The organism is Streptomyces sp. NBC_00162 (genome assembly GCF_024611995.1).
In the GTDB taxonomy this organism is placed as follows: Bacteria; Actinomycetota; Actinomycetes; order Streptomycetales; family Streptomycetaceae; genus Streptomyces.
This window is the reverse complement of sequence record NZ_CP102509.1, coordinates 3,262,739-3,278,054: the sequence shown is the minus strand read 5'-3', so window position 1 is coordinate 3,278,054 and position 15,316 is coordinate 3,262,739. Positions and strand designations below refer to the sequence as shown.

Here is a 15,316-nt window from a genome sequence, read left to right as displayed (position 1 = left end):
CCCGGCCGGCTGCCGCGTTGCAGCTAGCTCGCGGCCCCGTCCGCGATGGCTGCCTCCACCTCCGCCACGCGCTCCGATTCCTCCGCCGCGAACCGTTCGCGGTCCAGGGTCTCGGCGATCTCCTCGTCCTGCCGCATGAGCAGGTCCAGGTTGGAATCGCCCATCTCGAAGACGCCCATCTCCAGGTACGCCTTCTGCAGCCGCTCGCCCCACAGTCCGATGTCCTTCACACAGGGCACGATCCGGCTGAACAGCAGCTTGCGGAACAGGGCCAGGAACTCCGACTGCTCGCTGAACTGCTCCGCCTCCTTCCGCGGGATGCCGAAGTTCTCCAGCACCTCCACCCCGCGCAGCCGGTCCCGCATCAGGTAGCAGCCCTCGATCACGAACTCCTCGCGCTCGCGCAGCTCGGCGTCCGTCAACTGCTTGTAGTAGTCGCGCAGTGCCATCCGCCCGAAGGCCACGTGCCGGGCCTCGTCCTGCATCACGTACGCCAGGATCTGCTTCGGCAGAGGCTTGTCGGTCGTGTCGCGGATCATCCCGAAGGCGGCCAGCGCCAGCCCCTCGATGAGCACCTGCATGCCCAGGTACGGCATGTCCCAGCGGGAGTCGCGCAGGGTGTCGCCCAGCAGCCCCTGGAGGCTGTCGTTGATCGGGTACAGCATCCCGACCTTCTCGTGCAGGAAGCGCCCGAAGATCTCGGCGTGCCGGGCCTCGTCCATGGTCTGGGTGGCGGAGTAGAACTTCGCGTCCAGGTCCGGCACCGACTCCACGATGCGCGCCGCGCACACCATCGCGCCCTGCTCGCCGTGCAGGAACTGGCTGAACTGCCAGGAGGCGTAGTGCCGGCGCAGCTCGCCCTTGTCCCGCTCGGTGAGCTTGGCCCAGTGCCGCGTCCCGTACAGGGTCAGCACCTCGTCCGGGGTGCCCAGCGGATCGTACGGGTCCACCTCGATGTCCCAGTCGATGCGCTTGGCACCGTCCCACTGCTTGTCCTTGCCCTTCTGGTAGAGGGCGAGGAGCCGCTCGCGGCCCCCGTCGTACTCCCAGCTGAAGCGGGCCGATCCGGAGGCGGGAACCTGCCAGACGCCCTCGCCCGGGTCCTTGGTGTAGAGCTCGTGCGTCGACACTGACGCCTCCTCGCCTCATCACGTCGTCACGTACTGCCGTGCGGGACTGGACAGTTGGCAGCGTCACACGTTGGTAGACGCGCGGTCAACAAGTCGTGCGCGAGGGATTGACGACCTTGCTGACAGGCAGTCTCATAAGCAGTGACCGCCGGTAACTCGACGACGAGGTGTCCGAAGCCATGACGACCGTGACCGATCGAGCCGAGCTGAGGGACGCCCTCGGCCTGCTCAAGGACCGCGAGCAGATCGCCGAACGGCTGCTCGAATCCTCCGCCAAGCACTCCTTCGACCCCGACAAGGAACTCGACTGGGACGCCCCGGTGATCGAGGGCAAGTACTACTGGCCCCCGGAGCTGCTCTCCCTCTACGACACCCCGATCTGGAAGAAGATGGGGGAGGAGCAGCGCATCGACCTCTCCCGCCACGAGGCCGCGGCGCTCGGCTCGCTGGGCATCTGGTTCGAGATCATCCTCATGCAGCTCCTGGTCCGGCACATCTACGACAAGTCCCTGACCAGCAGCCACGTGCGCTACGCGCTCACCGAGATCGCCGACGAGTGCCGCCACTCGATGATGTTCGCCCGCATGATCCAGAAGGGCGGCGCCCCCGCCTACCCGGTCTCCCGCGTCAACCACAACCTCGCCCGCGTCCTCAAGACGGTCTCCACCACCCCCGGCTCCTTCGCGTGCACCCTCCTCGGCGAGGAGATCCTCGACTGGATGCAGCGCCTGACCTTCCCGGACGAGCGCGTCCAGCCCCTCGTCCGCGGGGTCACCCGGATCCACGTCATCGAGGAGGCCCGGCACGTCCGGTACGCCCGGGAGGAACTGCGCCGCCAGATGCTGACGGCCCCGCGCTGGGAGCAGGAACTCACCCGCATCAGCTGCGGCGAGGCCGCCCGCGTCTTCTCCCTCGCCTTCGTGAACCCGGCCGTCTACGAGAACATCGGCCTCGACCGCCGCGAAGCCGTGGCCCAGGTCAAGGCGAGCGGCCACCGCCGCGAGGTCATGCAGACCGGCGCCAAGCGGCTCACCGATTTCCTCGACGACATCGGTGTGATGCGCGGGATCGGCCGCAAGCTGTGGAAGAGCTCGGGCCTCCTCGCGTAGACGTGGGTGTCGTCTACTCTGCGGGCATGACCGTACGCGCCTACCGCAGGCTGAGCGTCGAGGAGCGGCGAGCCCAACTCCTCGACGCAGCCCTGTCGCTGTTCGCGCACCGGGCGCCGGAGGAGGTCTCGCTCGACGACGTGGCCGAGGCGGCCGGGGTTTCGCGCCCGCTCGTCTACCGCTACTTCCCGGGCGGCAAGCAGCAGTTGTACGAGGCCGCCCTGCGCTCGGCGGCCGACCTCCTCGAACTGTGCTTCGCGGAACCGCAGCAGGGCCCCCTGACCCAGCGCCTCAGCCGGGCCCTCGACCGGTACCTGGCCTTCGTCGACGAACACGACGCCGGATTCTCGGCGCTCCTCCAGGGCGGCAGCGTCGTGGAGACCTCCCGCACGACGGCGACGGTCGACGGCATCCGCCGGTCCGCCGCCGAGCAGATCCTCTTCCACCTGGGGGTCCCCGCCCCCGGCCCCCGCCTGCGCATGATGGTCCGTACGTGGATCACGGCGGTCGAGGCGGCCTCCCTCATCTGGATCGACGAGGGCAAGCAGCCGGAGGTCGGCTCCCTGTGCGACTGGCTGGTGGACCAGTTCATCGCGCTGCTCACGGCCACCGCCGCCACGGACCCGGAAACGGCGGCCGCCGCCCGCGCCGCCCTCGCCCTGGAATCGGCGGACGGCCCGGTCGGGGTTCTGGCCCGCCGGGTGATCCCGGTGGTCTCCGAGGCCGCCCACCTCCTGTGACACTGGTGGGGTGAGAAGCCAACCGACCCCCTTCGAGGGCGGCCCGATGGACGGCCGGGTCCTCCCGATCCTCCTCGGCCCCACCGGTCATCCCCCGAAGTGGTACGAGATCCCGGTCCCGGCGCCGGACGGGGGCCCGGCGACGGTGCTCCTCTACGAACGCGTCCCGTCGGGCTACTCCAAGCGCCTGGGGCTCCAGAAGGGCTGGAAGTACGCCTTCCGCCCGGAGGGCCAGAAGCCGAAGCCCCGCTGGCCCTGGACCAAGGCCCCGCGCCCCTGACGGCCGGGGGCTCGGGATGGCCGCGCTGCCGGGGGTGCCGTCAGGCCTCCGCCGGAGGCGCCGGGACGGGCCCCGGCAGCGTCAGCACCGCCTCCGCCCCGCCCCCCTCCGCGGCGCGGAACTCCAGCCGCGCCCCGATCGCCGCCGCCTGCCCGACCGCGATCGTCAGCCCCAGCCCGTGCCCCTTGCCCCCGCTGCGGAACCGCTGCGGACCGTGCGCCCGCAGGTAGTCGGGAAAGCCGTCGCCATGGTCCCGTACCGTCACCACCGGCCCGTCCACCGTCAGCACCACCGGCGCCCGGCCGTGCTTGTGCGCGTTGGCCACCAGATTGCCCAGCACCCGCTCGAGGCGCCGCCGGTCCGTCTCCACGTGCGCGTCCCGGACGACGACGACCTGCGTCTGCGTCCCGGACGCCCTCACCACCCGTCCCGCCAGCCGCCCCAGCTGGTGCAGATCGGTCTCGACCACCTCGCTGCCCGAGTCCAGCCGCGAGATCTCCAGCAGGTCCTCCGTCAGCTGCCGCATCGTCCGTACGCGCTCCCGCACCAGCTCCGTCGGCCGCCCCTCCGGCAGCAGTTCCGACGCCGCATGCAAGCCGGTCAGCGGTGTGCGCAGCTCGTGCGCCACGTCCGCCGTGAACCGCCGCTCGCTCTCCAGCTTCGCCTGCAGGCTCCCCGCCATCGTGTCCAGCGCCCCGGCCACCGTCGCCACCTCGTCCTGGTGCCGCGAGGGGTCCTTCGTCCGCGGGTCGCCCACCCGCGCGTCGAGATCCCCCTGCGTGATCCGGCGCGCCACCGTCGCCGTCTGGTGCAGCCGGCGCGTCACCCGAGTCACGGCGAAGGCGCCGACCAGCAGCGTCCCGCCGATCGCCAGGACCGACGACCCGATGATCGCGTTGTCCAGCCCGCTGATGGTGCGCGCGCTCTGCCCGTAGTCGATGGCGGTGGCCAGCGCCCGCCCGTCCGCCGGAGCCGCCGCCCACATCGTGGGGCGGTCCCGGTAGTCGTCCACCACCGTCCCGCGGTGCCCGCTGAGGGCCAGCGCCCGCAGCCGCGGCGGCAGGCCCACGGGATCCAGGGCCGAATCGGGCGGCAGGGCCTCGCCGGCCTCGTACGCGCGGGAGGCGTCGTTCAGCTTGGCGAGCGCCTTCTCGCGCGCCGTGGCCACGGTCTGACGGGTCACCTCCACATGGACGAGCGCCCCCAGCGCGGCCGCCAGCGAGCAGCACATCACCACGATGAAACACGCGGACTTCCAGGTCAGCGTGGCGGTCCAGGCGGGCAGCCGGGGTCTCACGGCGTGCCTGGTCCGGCGGGCGCGCCGGAGGCCTTCGACCGGGGGCCGGTGCCGGGCCCGGTGCCTGACCCGTTCCCGTTCCCGTTCCCGGAGCCGGAGCCGGAGCCCGGGCCCGTGCCGGGACTCGCCGGGCCCTGCGGATTGCCCGGCACCCGTACGATCTGCTCGCGCGTCGGCAGCATGGTCAGCTGCTTCTCGTCCCAGGACCAGGCGGTGATCAGCTCGTAGCCGTTGTTCCCGCTGGGCACCCGCAGGATCACGTCCCGCCCGGCCAGGTCCACGTTGATGACGGTCTGCGTCGTTGCCATGATCCGGTTGAGCCGGCCGTCGGCGTCCGCCGTGTACACCCGTACCGACATCATCTTGTCCGGGTACTCGATGCCGACGATCAGCTCGTCCTTGCTGTTCCCCGTGAGGTCCCGGTAGTACGGCGTCAGCACCGGGCACTCCTCGGGCTCCACGCCGTCCTTGCCGCAGTCCCTGATCGCGGCGGCGGTCTCTGCGGGCATCCCGTCCGGGCCGACGTCGGTCTTCGGATGGGCCCGCAGCTCCGCCTGGACGAGGGCCACCGGGTCCACGGCGTGCACGTCCTGGTCCTGGACGGGCGGGATCCCCCGGACGTACTCGGGCGGGGCGCCACCCGGATCGGCCGGCGGTACGACGGCACCCTGGCGGTCGGGCCACAGATGTACGGGCCCGCTCGCGGTCGGTGTCGAGCCCGCGCCGACCAGCCCGCCGGCGTCGCCGCAACCCGTCAGCAGGGGCAGCAGGGCGAGCAGACCGACCAGTGCGAGCGCCTGCGGGACGGAGGCGGCGGCCGAGCGGAAGGGAAACGTTTTCACAGACCCCAGCGTCCTCCATGTCCACAGCGGTATGACCTTCGGGTCCGGTCAACCTTATGCGGAGGTTTGCCCTTTTCGCTTGCGGCTTTTTCCGCAGTGCTGCTACCGCCGGGCGACGCCCGCTGAGCCGCTTCCGCCGTACCGGCCGGGCGTCAGCTCTCGGTCCGCCCGCGCCGCAGCATCGCGAAGCCGAGTCCGGCGGCGCCGATGGCCGCGATGCCGCCGCCCGCGGCGAGCAGGAACACGCCCTCGCCCGGCCCGTCGGCCAGCGTGTTCAGGCGCAGCGAGTCGGCCGGGCCGGTGGCCACGGACCGGCTCCCGCCGCCCGCGGTCCCGGGCGCCGACGCGGGAACGACCTGCCCGCTGCGGGTGCCGGTCTTGTACCCGTCGCCCGCGACCTCGTGGGACCGGCCCTCCGCGGGAGCGTCGCCGCCCACCCAGGACGTCAGCCGCCCGTCGGACTCCAGCGCGGCGTGCAGGTCCCCGGCGCCGCCGAAGCCGGTGATGCCCTCACGGCTCGTCAGCGTGGTGGCCTTGTGGCCGCCGGCGGTCAGGATGTCGGCCCGGTACGCGCCCCCGGCGATGCGGTAGACCTTCGCGGTGGAGGTGCCGTCCGCGAGGGAGAGGCTCTTGACCAGCGTCGGCTGCGGTCCCGCGGAGTGCGCGGACGAGGCCGCCGGCACCCCCTCGGCGAGGGCGGCGGCGGTCGGCAGCGCCAGCAGGCTCCCGGCGCATGCGGTCACGGCGGCGGCGCGAACGAGGGTGCGGCGGCTGACGGTGCTCACGGGAAGCCCTCCGGTGCTGGTCATGTCCTGGCGTGTGCCGGCGTGTGCTGGCGGTTCCTGATGGGGCCAGGTGGGACAAACCTAGGCGCCGGCCGTTGCGGCGGAGCCCCGTTCGTGTAACAGCGACGTCGCAGGGTCACGTCAGAGTCGTTACACAGCCGGGGGATTGCCGTGCGGCGCCCCGGCTGTTCCCATGGACGGCGGGGGGTGAGGGCCCATGAAGGGACTCAGAGTGCTGCCGGGCGGCCGGCCGGGCCGGGGCCGGTTGTATGTCAATCTGCCCGACGGGCGGGCGGTGGCCTGGTACGACCGGCAGGCGAACCGGATCAGCATCCTCGCGGACGACCAGCGCGAGGCGATCCTCGCGGTGTTACGGCCCTACCTGAGCGGAACGGTGACGATCGGTCCGCCTCCCGTCCCCACGGCGGCCGACCTGGCGGGCCTCGCCCTCCCGCCGGACGCGGACCTGGCCCCGAACCGCCCCGGCGAGACCCTGCTGGGGGAGCTGGAACACGGCCCGGCGGGCACCCGGGCGCGGCACCGGCTGCGTCAGGACCTGCTGGCCCAGCAGCGCATGGGGGACACCTTCGACGCCCTGGAGGCGGACGGCTGGCGGATCCTGCACTGCGTCCCGGTCCCGGGAATGGGACGCATCGACCACCTGCTCATCGGCCCGGCCGGGATCTTCTGCGTCCGCACCGTCCCGGGCCGCCGCCAGCGCGCGGTGGCCGGCGATCTCCTGCTCGCGGTCGGCCGCGCCGAGCCCCGCCCGGACCCGCGCTGGACCCGCCGCGCGGCAGCCCGCGCCACCCGTGCCCTGACGGCCCAGGTCACCCCGGCTCTGGCCGTGGTCGACGCCTCCCGCGTCGAGGTGGCCCCCACCCTCCGCGACATCCGCGTACTCCAACCCCCCACGGCCACGACAGACCTCACGTCCTCCCCCACGGCCCTCAAACCCCCGGACATCGAAACCCTGTTCACCCTGGCCCGCGACACGAGAACATGGCTGGGCCCCAACGCCGGCAGATCCAGCCCCGCCTGGGGGTCCCCCCGGACGGAGTCTGGGGGAGTTTGAGACGCGGGGTCTGGGGTGGAGCCCCAGTTTCGGGACGGGGCGGGTAGGGGACAGCGCCGCAGGCCCCCGCCACCCTGGCCTCAGGCCGAGGTCCGCTTCCGCGCAGGCGCCGCCTTCTTCGCGGCGCCGGCCGTCTTCTTGGCCGCGGCAGCCGACTTGGCCGACTTCGCCGTCGACTTGGACGCCGCGGCCTTCTTCGCCGCACCCGACGCAGTCTTCTTGCCCGCGGCCGACTTCGCCGTCGACTTCTTCCCACCCACCGCCTTCGGCGCAGCCGCAGCCGCCGACTTCCGCCGCCCCCGAATCGGCGTGACCTCGGCCTCGGCCGAGCCCTCCGCCCCGCCCGCGGAACCCGCCTCCCCCCGAGAAGCCTTGGCCGCCTTCACGCTCTTCTCCAGCGCCGCCATCAGGTCGATCACCTGACCCCCGGCTGGCTCCACGACGGCCTCGGTCGGCTCGAACGCCCCGCCCGCCTTCGCCGCGATCATCGCCTCCACTGCCTCCCGGTAGTCGTCGTGCAGCGAAGACAGCTCCACCTCGCCCAACGTCGCCATCAGCGCGTCCGCCAGGTCGAGTTCGGCCTCCCGTACCGTCACGTCCGCATCCGGCGCCACCCCCTCCGGCGCCCGGATCTCGTCCGGCCACAACAGCCCGTGCATGGCGATCACGTCGTCCACGACCCGCAGCATGCCCAGCCGCTCCCGCCCCCGCAGCGCGTACTTGGCGATCGCGACCTTCCGGCTCCGCTTCAGCGCCTCCCGCAACAGGGTGTAGGGCTTCGCCGCCGTCGCCCCGTTCGCCGCTAGGTAGTACGCCGCGTCCATCTGCAGCGGATCGATCTCGTCCGCCGGTACGAACGACATGATCTCGATCGTCCTGGCGGTCGCGATCGGCAGCTGCGCCAGGTCCTCGTCGGTGATCGGGATGATCGACCCGTCCCCCTCCTCGTACCCCTTCCCGATCTCAGCGGTCGGCACCTCCTCGGCGTCCAGCTCGCACACCTTGCGGTAGCGGATCCGCCCGCCGTCAGTGAGGTGGATCTGACGGAAGGAGATCGAGTGGCTCTCGGTGGCGTTCACGAGCTTGATCGGGATGCTGACCAAGCCGAAGGAGATCGCCCCGTTCCAAATGGATCGCACGGTTCCTCCTGTTTCGTGGCAGTCTCATCGTATGACGCCGATCACATTGGTGGAGGGCCGTCGCATCGCGCTCAGCAATCTCGACAAGGTGCTCTACCCCGAGACCGGCTTCACCAAGGGCGAGGTGCTGCACTACTACGCCCTCGTCGCGGGATCCCTCCTCCCGCACATCCACAACCGGCCGGTGTCCTTCCTGCGCTATCCCGACGGCCCGGACGGCCAGCTCTTCTTCACCAAGAACCCGCCGCCCGGCACCCCCGACTGGGTGAAGACCACCCCCGTGCCCCGCTCCGAGGACCTCTCCGCCGAACAGGTGGTCGTCGCCGACATGGCCACCCTCATGTGGTCCGCCAACCTCGTCGTCGAGTTCCACACCCCCCAGTGGACCGCCGGGAGCCCGGCCATCGCCGACCGGATGGTCCTCGACCTCGACCCCGGCGCGCCCGCCTCCGTCGTCGAGTGCTGCGCCGCCGCGCTCTGGCTGCGCGACCGGCTCGCGGCCGACGGCCTGCACGCGTACGCCAAGACCTCCGGCTCCAAGGGCATGCACCTGGCCGTGCCCCTGGAGCCGACCCCCTCCGAGCAGGTGTCGGCGTACGCGAAGCTGCTCGCCCAGGAGGCCGAGCGCGAGCTGCCGGACCTGGTCGTCCACCGCATGGCCAAGGCGCTGCGCCCCGGCAAGGTCTTCGTCGACCACAGCCAGAACGCCGCCGCCAAGACCACCGCCGCGCCCTACACGCTGCGCGCGCGGGCCCGGCCGACCGTGTCCACACCGGTGTCCTGGGAGGAGGTCGAGGCCTGCCGGCGCCCTGACGACCTGGTCTTCCTCGCCGACGACGTCCCGCTGCGGCTGGAGCGCGACGGGGACCTCTTCGGCCCCCTGGTCAACCTCGACCGGGCCGGCCGGCTGCCGGGGACGCGAGGAGCCCGGCCGTGATCCGGGTCGCGCTGGCCACCGCCGTACGGACCCTTCCGCGCGGCGCGGGCCTGGCGTACGAGCCGAAGTTCGACGGCCACCGCCTGGTCATCGTGCGCTCGGACGCCGACGTCGTGCTCCAGGCGCGTTCCGGCCGGATCGTGACCAGCGCCTTCCCCGATCTGGAGGTGGCCGCACGGCAGTTGCCCGCCGGGACCGTCCTCGACGGGGAGGTGGTGGTCTGGCACGCGGGCCGGACGGACTTCGCGCTGGTGCAGCGCCGGGCGGCGGCCACGGCCGCGCGGGCCGCCGTACTGGCGCAGACGCTGCCGGCCTCGTACGCCGCCTTCGACGTGCTGGAACTGGCCGGGCTGGACCTGCGCGGGCGCGCGTACGAGCGCCGCCGGGCCCTCCTGGTGGACCTCCTGCTGCCGCTCGGGCCGCCGCTGCAGCCGGTGCCGATGACCACCGACCCGGAGCTGGCGGCCACCTGGTACGAGACCCTGCCCGCCAGCGGCATCGAGGGCCTGGTCGTCAAACGGCTGGACCAGACCTACCCGGCAGGCCGGCGCGGCTGGCAGAAGCTGCGGCACACGGACGTCCGCGACGCGGCGGTGGTCGGCTACACCGGCACCCCGCGCCGCCCGCTCGCCCTGGTGCTGGTCCTGCCGGTCGGGGACGAGACCCCGCTGGTGTCGAGCCCTCTGACGGCGGCCCTGCGCGCGGAGGTGGCGCAGGCCGTGGCCTCCCGCGCGGCGGTGGCTCCGGCCGGGGCGACCGTCACGGCGATCGGGCTCGGCGAGGTGCCCTTCCGGCCGCTCGACCCGCCGCTGACGGCGGAGGTCCGGCACGCCTCGGCCCGGCACCCGCCGCCGGAGGTGCTGCGGCTGCGGACAGACCTCTGACCCGCGCGGGAGGCGCGGGTCAGAGGTCAGACGCCAGAGGTCAGACGCCAGAGGGAGTCGGGCCGGCGTGTCAGCTGTGTGCGCCTCGCCCCGCGTCCGGGGGAGCCCCTGGCTGTGGATGCGGACCCGGTCCCTCCACGTGCTGGTGACCGGACTCGCGCCGCTTGCGGACGTCGTCGGGATGCGCGGAGGCGGTGGAGCCGAAGTTTCCGTAGCCCTGCATCTCGTGCGGCCGGAGGCCGCCCTCGGGAATCTCCACGGGGTCCCGCTCCTCGCGGACCTCGTAGACGGCCCCGCCGTTCGGCAGGTGGGGCTGGCTCTCGGCGGTGGGCGGCGGGGGTTCCTTCGCCCGGACCCGCTGACCCAGCTTGAAGCCGCCGAGGAGGAAGCCGGCGACGACAATCCCGACGACCAGGAACCATGCGATGTCGGTCAAGGTCGAGTCCACGCTCAGGATCATGTCCATGGAACCATTTTCCCGCACTTCAGGGCGATATGCGCTGTTCTGGCCGGGATACCTTGCGCCATCCGGGGTACGCGCCAGGGGCACCCGAATCGAGCCGCAACCGAGAAGGAGGCCGGTCATGCCCCGCGGATCTTCCCCCAAGCACGAACGCCAGTACGAGCACATCAAGGAGGGCCTGGAGCAGCGCGGCGAGCCGAAGGGCAAGGCCGAGGAGATCGCCGCCCGGACGGTCAACAAGGAACGCGCCCGGGCGGGGGAGTCCAAGACGGCCAGCAAGGAGTCCCTGCAGGACATGTCCTCGTCCCGCCGCGGGGGCCTGCACTCCCACTCCGGCGCGCAGGGCCCCACGTACGACCAGCTCTACGCGGAGGCCCGGCGCCGCAACGTCCACGGCCGCTCGGACATGAACAAGGCACAGCTCAAGCGGGCCCTCGGCGACGGCTGATCAGGCGCAGGCCGATCGGTCGGGACCAACCAGCGGTCAGGAGTTGATGGGCCCGTCCGTATCCCGCAGGGTGTCGAGCTCGCGTCCGCCCAGCACCCCCAGGATCTCGGCGCAGATGGCCAGCGCGGTCTCCGCCGGGGTCCGCGCGCCGAGGTCCAGGCCGATCGGCCCGTGCACCCGGGCCAGTTGGGCCTCGCTCACCCCGGCGGCGATCAGCCCTTCCCGCCGCCGTGCGGTCGTCTTGCGCGAGCCCAGCGCACCGACGTACGGGACCCCCTGGGCGAGCGCGAACCGCAGCGTCGGCACGTCGAACGCCTCGTCGTGACTCAGCATGACCAGGCACGCGGCGTCCCGCCGCGCCTGGATCACCTTCCCGGCCTCCTCCGCACCGTCGACCAGCACGGCCTCCCAGCCCAGCAGCAGCGCCTGCCGCTCGATGATCTCGGCGAGCTCACCGCCCCCGCCGATCACCACGTACGGAGCCGACGGGTACGCCTCCACCAGCACCAGCCCGGACTCCCCGTACAACGCGTCCCGCCCGGCCCGCCGCGTCCCCAGCAGTTCCCCGGCCCGCCGCCCGGCATCATCACGCGGCACGTCGCCGGCCCGTACGACCGCACTGACGGCCTGATCGGCGCCCTCGTTCAGCCGGGTCACCAACGCCACCCCGACCCCCTCACCGAGCAGCTCCCACCACTCGGCCGGGATCGCCGCCAGCGGCTGGAGCAGCACCTCGGCCTGCCCGCCACAGGTCAGCTTCGCCTCCACGGCCTCGGCCCCGCGCACGGACACCTCGCACACCCGCGCGGTGTCCCCGGCCCCCATCGCCCCGGCCTCGGCGACGAGCTCGGCATCAAAGACCCCCCGGTACAGGGCGCCGACACACTCCCCCCGCGCATCGACGAGCACCGCCCCGGCCGGATCCCGCGGCCCGAACCCCTGCTCGGTCACGGGCCGCGCCAGATACCCCGCGCGCCCCTCGGCCACCCACTGCCGCGCCGTCTCCACCAGCTCACGCATCGCGCCGCCCCATCCTCATGCGAGCTCCACTCGCCACAAAGCACCAGGTCAACGGCACTATGCGGCCTTACCGACCACCCTACGCACGCCCCCCATCCCTACCCACCCCCCAAAAACCACAGACCCCGCCCCACCCCCCTCGTACAGACCACCGGAACCGCCCGACGGAGCCGAGCCGTGGGAGCCGAGCCGTGGGAGCCGAGATCCCGCTCGACGGTTCCGCCTCCTGGCGGCGGTGGACTCGGGCAACATGGGCGAACAGCTCGATCAGCGCCGCCCCCGTGCCACCGCAAGGAGCCGCCTTGAGTGACCAGCCCCACCCCTCCCTCCGCGACCTGGTCCTCGGCCGCCTGGCCGCCTCCTCGCTGGCGCCCGCCGTGCGGCACCTCGTGGCCGGGCTACTGCCCGAGGTACGGGCCAGGAGTGCAGGGCAGGCCGGGCCGGTGTACCTGCGATCGATCTCGGCGGCCGGCTGGCGCGGCATCGGACCGGCCGCAACGCTGGACCTCACCCCCGGCCCCGGCCTCACCGTGGTCGCGGGCCGCAACGGCTCGGGGAAGTCCAGCTTCGCCGAGGCCGCCGAAATGGTGCTCACCGGAGAGAACTTCCGCTGGCAGGACCGCACTCAGATCTGGAAGCAGGGCTGGCGCAACCTGCACGACCACACCGCTCCACAGGTGTCGGTGCAGCTCTGCCTCGACGGCGAGAACGATCCGCTGACCGTCCGCAGGAGTTGGCACGGGGACGGCCTGGACGACTCCCGAACGGTCGTTCACCGGCCCGGGGTGCCCGAACAGGATCCCCGCGAGGTCATCGACGCCGAGGACCTGTCCCTCTACCGGCCGTTCCTCTCGTACAGCGAGCTGGGCGCGATGATCAACGGGCGGATGAGTGCCCTGCACGACGCGCTCGCGCAGATCCTCGGCCTGGACCTGCTCAGCGACGCCGACAACGAAGCCCGCGCCCGAGCGAAGAAGCTCACCGACACCGTCACAGGGGCCGGTGACCTGATCCGAGCCGTGATCGCCGAACTGTCGGAGTCGGACGACCCGCGGGCCGCCGAGGCCGTCGCGGCGCTGAGCGGCCGCCACCCGGACCTCGACCGGTTACGCGCGCTGCTCAAGGGCCAGGTCGAAACGGACGGCGCCGAGCTCGCCCGCCTGCGTCGCCTCGTCGGCCTGGAAGGCCCCGACCCGCGCGGGGTCGCGGGCGCGGTGGCCCGGCTCCGGGAAGCCGCCGCCGTCGCCGAGGACGCGCGTTTCGGAACAGCCGAGGACGCCCGGCAGCTGATCGGACTGCTGGAGCGGGCCCTGGACCACCACCGCCGACACCCGCAGTCCGCCGACTGCCCCGTCTGCGGTGCCGGGAGCCGACTCGACGAGGTCTGGGCCCTGCGCGCCCGGGAACAGGTCGAACGGCTCCAGCGGGAGGCGGCCGAGGCGCAGACCGCCCGTGCGGGCCTGGCCGCCGCGGAGCGGGCCGTACGCGATCTGGTGCAGCCGGTTCCGGGCTGGCTCCAGGACGACGCTTCGCCGCTCGCCTCCCTCTGGTACGAGTGGGCCGCTTGCCGGGACGTCGCCGACCCGCGCGAACTCGCGGACCGGATCGAGCGGGTGGCGGCCACGCTGGCCGACGCGTGCCGACAGCTGAGCGAGGAGGCCGCGGACCGGATCGCCGAGCAGGACGGCCGGTGGCAGCCGCTCGCCCTGCGCCTCGCCGAATGCCTGCGCGACGCCGAGAAGGCGGAGGCGGCCCGGCCGCTCATCAAGCAGATCAAGGACGGCCGGGCGTGGCTGAAGAAGGTCACCGGCGAACTGCGCGAGGAACGGCTCCGGCCCTTCGCCGACCAGTCGCAGACCATCTGGAAACTGCTGTGCGAACGCAGCAGCGTCTCGCTCGGCTCGATCAGCCTCGCGGGCACCGCCAACCAGCGCAAGGTGGTGCTCGATGCCTCCGTGGACACGATCGACGCGCCCGCCTTCGGCGTGATGAGCCAGGGCGAGCTGCACTCGCTCGCCCTCTCGCTGTTCCTCCCGCGGGCCACGCACCCCGACAGCCCCTTCGGGTTCCTGGTGATCGACGACCCCGTACAGTCCATGGACCCGGAGAAGGTCGAAGGACTCGCCCGCGTCCTCCAACTCCACTCCCGGCACCGCCAGGTGGTCGTCTTCACCCACGACACCCGCCTCCAGCAGGCCATCCGTCAGCTGCGCGTCCCCGCGACGATCATGCAGGTGTCCCGCCAGACCGACTCCGTCGTACGGGTCACCCGGACCGACGACCCGGTCTCCCTCGCGCTGGGTGAGGCCCGGGCCGTGGCCAGTGACCGCAACGTGCCGCAGGACGTTGCCGACCGGGTACTGCCCCAGATGTGCCGGGGAGCTCTGGAAGCGGCCTATCTGGAGCCCGCACGGCGCCGGCTGCGCGCCGACGGCCACAGCCACGACGAGGTCGAGGCGAGGATCGGCAGGACGTTCAAGCTCACCGAGTTGGCCGCGCTCGCCTTCTACGACAGCGGGATGGCACCGGCCGATGTGCTCGCCGCGGTCGCCCAGGACCACGGGCCGTGGGCGCGCACCCTGATCGAGCGGTGCAACGCGGGGGCCCACCAGGCTCCCGCCCCGTCCGGTGCGCCCATGGACCTGGTCCGGGAAACAGAGAAGCTCGCCAGGGCGGTGCAGCGCCGGTGACCCGGTCCACCCGCGACCTCGTGGCCGCCGCCGACGCCCTGCTCACACCCCCGCCCGGCACCATGCCCTCGCTCACGCCCGGACTGCGCGCCCGCGCCGCGGCCGCGCTGCTGAGGCTGGCTCTGGACGAGGCCATGGACGACTTCTGGCGGAGCGTCAGCCCCCGCATGGTCCACAGCAGGGGCCGGACCAAGGCACTCTGCCTGGACTGGTACGTGAGCCCCTCGGTGGCCCGCCAGTGGTACGTGGTCTGGTCGGCCCTCAGCGCCGCCTGCCACCACCACACCTACGAACTGCCGCCCACTCCGGCCGAGGTGAGGGCCTGGCACGCGGACGTCACGGAACTCCTGCGCGCCATGCCGTCCACCACGACCCCCACCAGGCCCTGACCGCCGTACGGAAGGAACGCACCACGCGAGGGCGCGCCCAGGCCGCAGAGGCTGTCGTAGGGCCGCACAGGGCGGCAGTTGGCTGCGC

General features: G+C 72.6%; 16 protein-coding genes. 9 read left to right on the top strand and 7 right to left on the bottom strand.

What is annotated here, in order from left to right; translation table 11 throughout:
* Positions 1-23: 23 nt before the first annotated feature.
* Positions 24-1,130, bottom strand: coding sequence for a ferritin-like domain-containing protein (locus tag JIW86_RS14990; protein ID WP_257554197.1), 1,107 nt, complete (start codon positions 1,128-1,130; stop codon positions 24-26).
* Positions 1,131-1,309: 179 nt separating this feature from the next.
* Between JIW86_RS14990 and JIW86_RS14985 the strand changes: the two genes are divergently transcribed.
* The 3 genes from JIW86_RS14985 to JIW86_RS14975 are packed head-to-tail and all read left to right on the top strand — an operon-like array spanning position 1,310 to position 3,259.
* The gene (locus tag JIW86_RS14985) at positions 1,310-2,239 is read left to right on the top strand and encodes an AurF N-oxygenase family protein (RefSeq protein ID WP_257554196.1); all 930 of its coding nucleotides are present in this window, start codon (positions 1,310-1,312) and stop codon (positions 2,237-2,239) included.
* 26 nt (positions 2,240-2,265) lie between these two features.
* Complete coding sequence (locus tag JIW86_RS14980) at positions 2,266-2,979, top strand: TetR/AcrR family transcriptional regulator (RefSeq protein ID WP_257554195.1); 714 nt, start codon at positions 2,266-2,268, stop codon at positions 2,977-2,979.
* Positions 2,980-2,989: 10 nt separating this feature from the next.
* Positions 2,990-3,259, top strand: a complete 270-nt coding sequence (locus JIW86_RS14975; RefSeq protein ID WP_257554193.1) for a hypothetical protein — start codon at positions 2,990-2,992, stop codon at positions 3,257-3,259.
* A 40-nt stretch (positions 3,260-3,299) separates the two neighbouring features.
* On the opposite strand, the gene JIW86_RS14970 is transcribed toward JIW86_RS14975, so the two are convergent.
* The 3 genes from JIW86_RS14970 to JIW86_RS14960 form a co-directional block, all read right to left on the bottom strand.
* Entirely contained in the window at positions 3,300-4,556 is a 1,257-nt protein-coding gene (locus JIW86_RS14970; RefSeq protein WP_257554192.1) for a sensor histidine kinase, read from the bottom strand.
* Positions 4,553-5,398, bottom strand: coding sequence for a hypothetical protein (locus JIW86_RS14965; protein WP_257554191.1), 846 nt, complete (start codon positions 5,396-5,398; stop codon positions 4,553-4,555). Before JIW86_RS14965 ends, JIW86_RS14970 begins: the two co-directional genes overlap by 4 nt.
* 152 nt (positions 5,399-5,550) lie before the next feature.
* Positions 5,551-6,207, bottom strand: a complete 657-nt coding sequence (locus tag JIW86_RS14960; RefSeq protein WP_257554189.1) for a hypothetical protein — start codon at positions 6,205-6,207, stop codon at positions 5,551-5,553.
* 193 nt (positions 6,208-6,400) lie between these two features.
* On the opposite strand from JIW86_RS14960, the gene JIW86_RS14955 reads away from it, so the two are divergent.
* Positions 6,401-7,258 carry a nuclease-related domain-containing protein gene (locus tag JIW86_RS14955; protein WP_257554188.1) on the top strand — a complete coding sequence of 286 codons (858 nt, stop codon included), beginning with the start codon at positions 6,401-6,403 and terminating at the stop codon, positions 7,256-7,258.
* An 80-nt stretch (positions 7,259-7,338) separates the two neighbouring features.
* Here the strand turns inward: JIW86_RS14955 and JIW86_RS14950 are convergent, their stop codons facing one another.
* The gene (locus JIW86_RS14950; protein WP_257554187.1) at positions 7,339-8,397 is read right to left on the bottom strand and encodes a Ku protein; all 1,059 of its coding nucleotides are present in this window, start codon (positions 8,395-8,397) and stop codon (positions 7,339-7,341) included.
* Between the two features lie 31 nt (positions 8,398-8,428).
* On the opposite strand from JIW86_RS14950, the gene ligD reads away from it, so the two are divergent.
* Both ligD and JIW86_RS14940 read left to right on the top strand, forming a co-directional pair.
* The gene (ligD, locus tag JIW86_RS14945; RefSeq protein ID WP_257554186.1) at positions 8,429-9,334 is read left to right on the top strand and encodes a non-homologous end-joining DNA ligase; all 906 of its coding nucleotides are present in this window, start codon (positions 8,429-8,431) and stop codon (positions 9,332-9,334) included.
* Positions 9,334-10,218: an ATP-dependent DNA ligase gene (locus JIW86_RS14940; RefSeq protein ID WP_215146882.1), complete on the top strand. Its 885-nt coding sequence runs from the start codon at positions 9,334-9,336 to the stop codon at positions 10,216-10,218. Before ligD ends, JIW86_RS14940 begins: the two co-directional genes overlap by 1 nt.
* 70 nt (positions 10,219-10,288) lie before the next feature.
* On the opposite strand, the gene JIW86_RS14935 is transcribed toward JIW86_RS14940, so the two are convergent.
* Positions 10,289-10,684: a DUF6479 family protein gene (locus tag JIW86_RS14935; protein WP_215146861.1), complete on the bottom strand. Its 396-nt coding sequence runs from the start codon at positions 10,682-10,684 to the stop codon at positions 10,289-10,291.
* 118 nt (positions 10,685-10,802) lie between these two features.
* Here JIW86_RS14935 and JIW86_RS14930 point away from each other — a divergent pair, with 118 nt between their 5' ends.
* On the top strand, positions 10,803-11,129 hold the full coding sequence (locus JIW86_RS14930) for a plasmid stabilization protein (RefSeq protein WP_257554185.1): 327 nt from the start codon (positions 10,803-10,805) through the stop codon (positions 11,127-11,129).
* A gap of 36 nt (positions 11,130-11,165) precedes the next feature.
* Here the strand turns inward: JIW86_RS14930 and JIW86_RS14925 are convergent, their stop codons facing one another.
* Positions 11,166-12,149: an XdhC family protein gene (locus tag JIW86_RS14925; RefSeq protein ID WP_257554184.1), complete on the bottom strand. Its 984-nt coding sequence runs from the start codon at positions 12,147-12,149 to the stop codon at positions 11,166-11,168.
* A gap of 302 nt (positions 12,150-12,451) precedes the next feature.
* Between JIW86_RS14925 and JIW86_RS14920 the strand changes: the two genes are divergently transcribed.
* Positions 12,452-14,839, top strand: coding sequence for an AAA family ATPase (locus JIW86_RS14920; protein ID WP_257554183.1), 2,388 nt, complete (start codon positions 12,452-12,454; stop codon positions 14,837-14,839).
* Complete coding sequence (locus JIW86_RS14915) at positions 14,836-15,228, top strand: hypothetical protein (RefSeq protein WP_257554182.1); 393 nt, start codon at positions 14,836-14,838, stop codon at positions 15,226-15,228. Before JIW86_RS14920 ends, JIW86_RS14915 begins: the two co-directional genes overlap by 4 nt.
* Positions 15,229-15,316 lie beyond the last annotated feature (88 nt).

What these genes read in the sequence shown, in the direction of transcription:
- JIW86_RS14985 (WP_257554196.1), top strand. Translation starts at nt 1,310, where the DNA reads ATGACGACCGTGACCGATCGAGCCGAGCTGAGGGACGCCCTCGGCCTG.
- JIW86_RS14980 (WP_257554195.1), top strand. Translation starts at nt 2,266, where the DNA reads ATGACCGTACGCGCCTACCGCAGGCTGAGCGTCGAGGAGCGGCGAGCC.
- JIW86_RS14960 (WP_257554189.1), bottom strand. Translation starts at nt 6,207, where the DNA reads ATGACCAGCACCGGAGGGCTTCCCGTGAGCACCGTCAGCCGCCGCACC.
- JIW86_RS14955 (WP_257554188.1), top strand. Translation starts at nt 6,401, where the DNA reads ATGAAGGGACTCAGAGTGCTGCCGGGCGGCCGGCCGGGCCGGGGCCGG.
- ligD (WP_257554186.1), top strand. Translation starts at nt 8,429, where the DNA reads ATGACGCCGATCACATTGGTGGAGGGCCGTCGCATCGCGCTCAGCAAT.
- JIW86_RS14935 (WP_215146861.1), bottom strand. Translation starts at nt 10,684, where the DNA reads ATGGACATGATCCTGAGCGTGGACTCGACCTTGACCGACATCGCATGG.
- JIW86_RS14930 (WP_257554185.1), top strand. Translation starts at nt 10,803, where the DNA reads ATGCCCCGCGGATCTTCCCCCAAGCACGAACGCCAGTACGAGCACATC.
- JIW86_RS14925 (WP_257554184.1), bottom strand. Translation starts at nt 12,149, where the DNA reads ATGCGTGAGCTGGTGGAGACGGCGCGGCAGTGGGTGGCCGAGGGGCGC.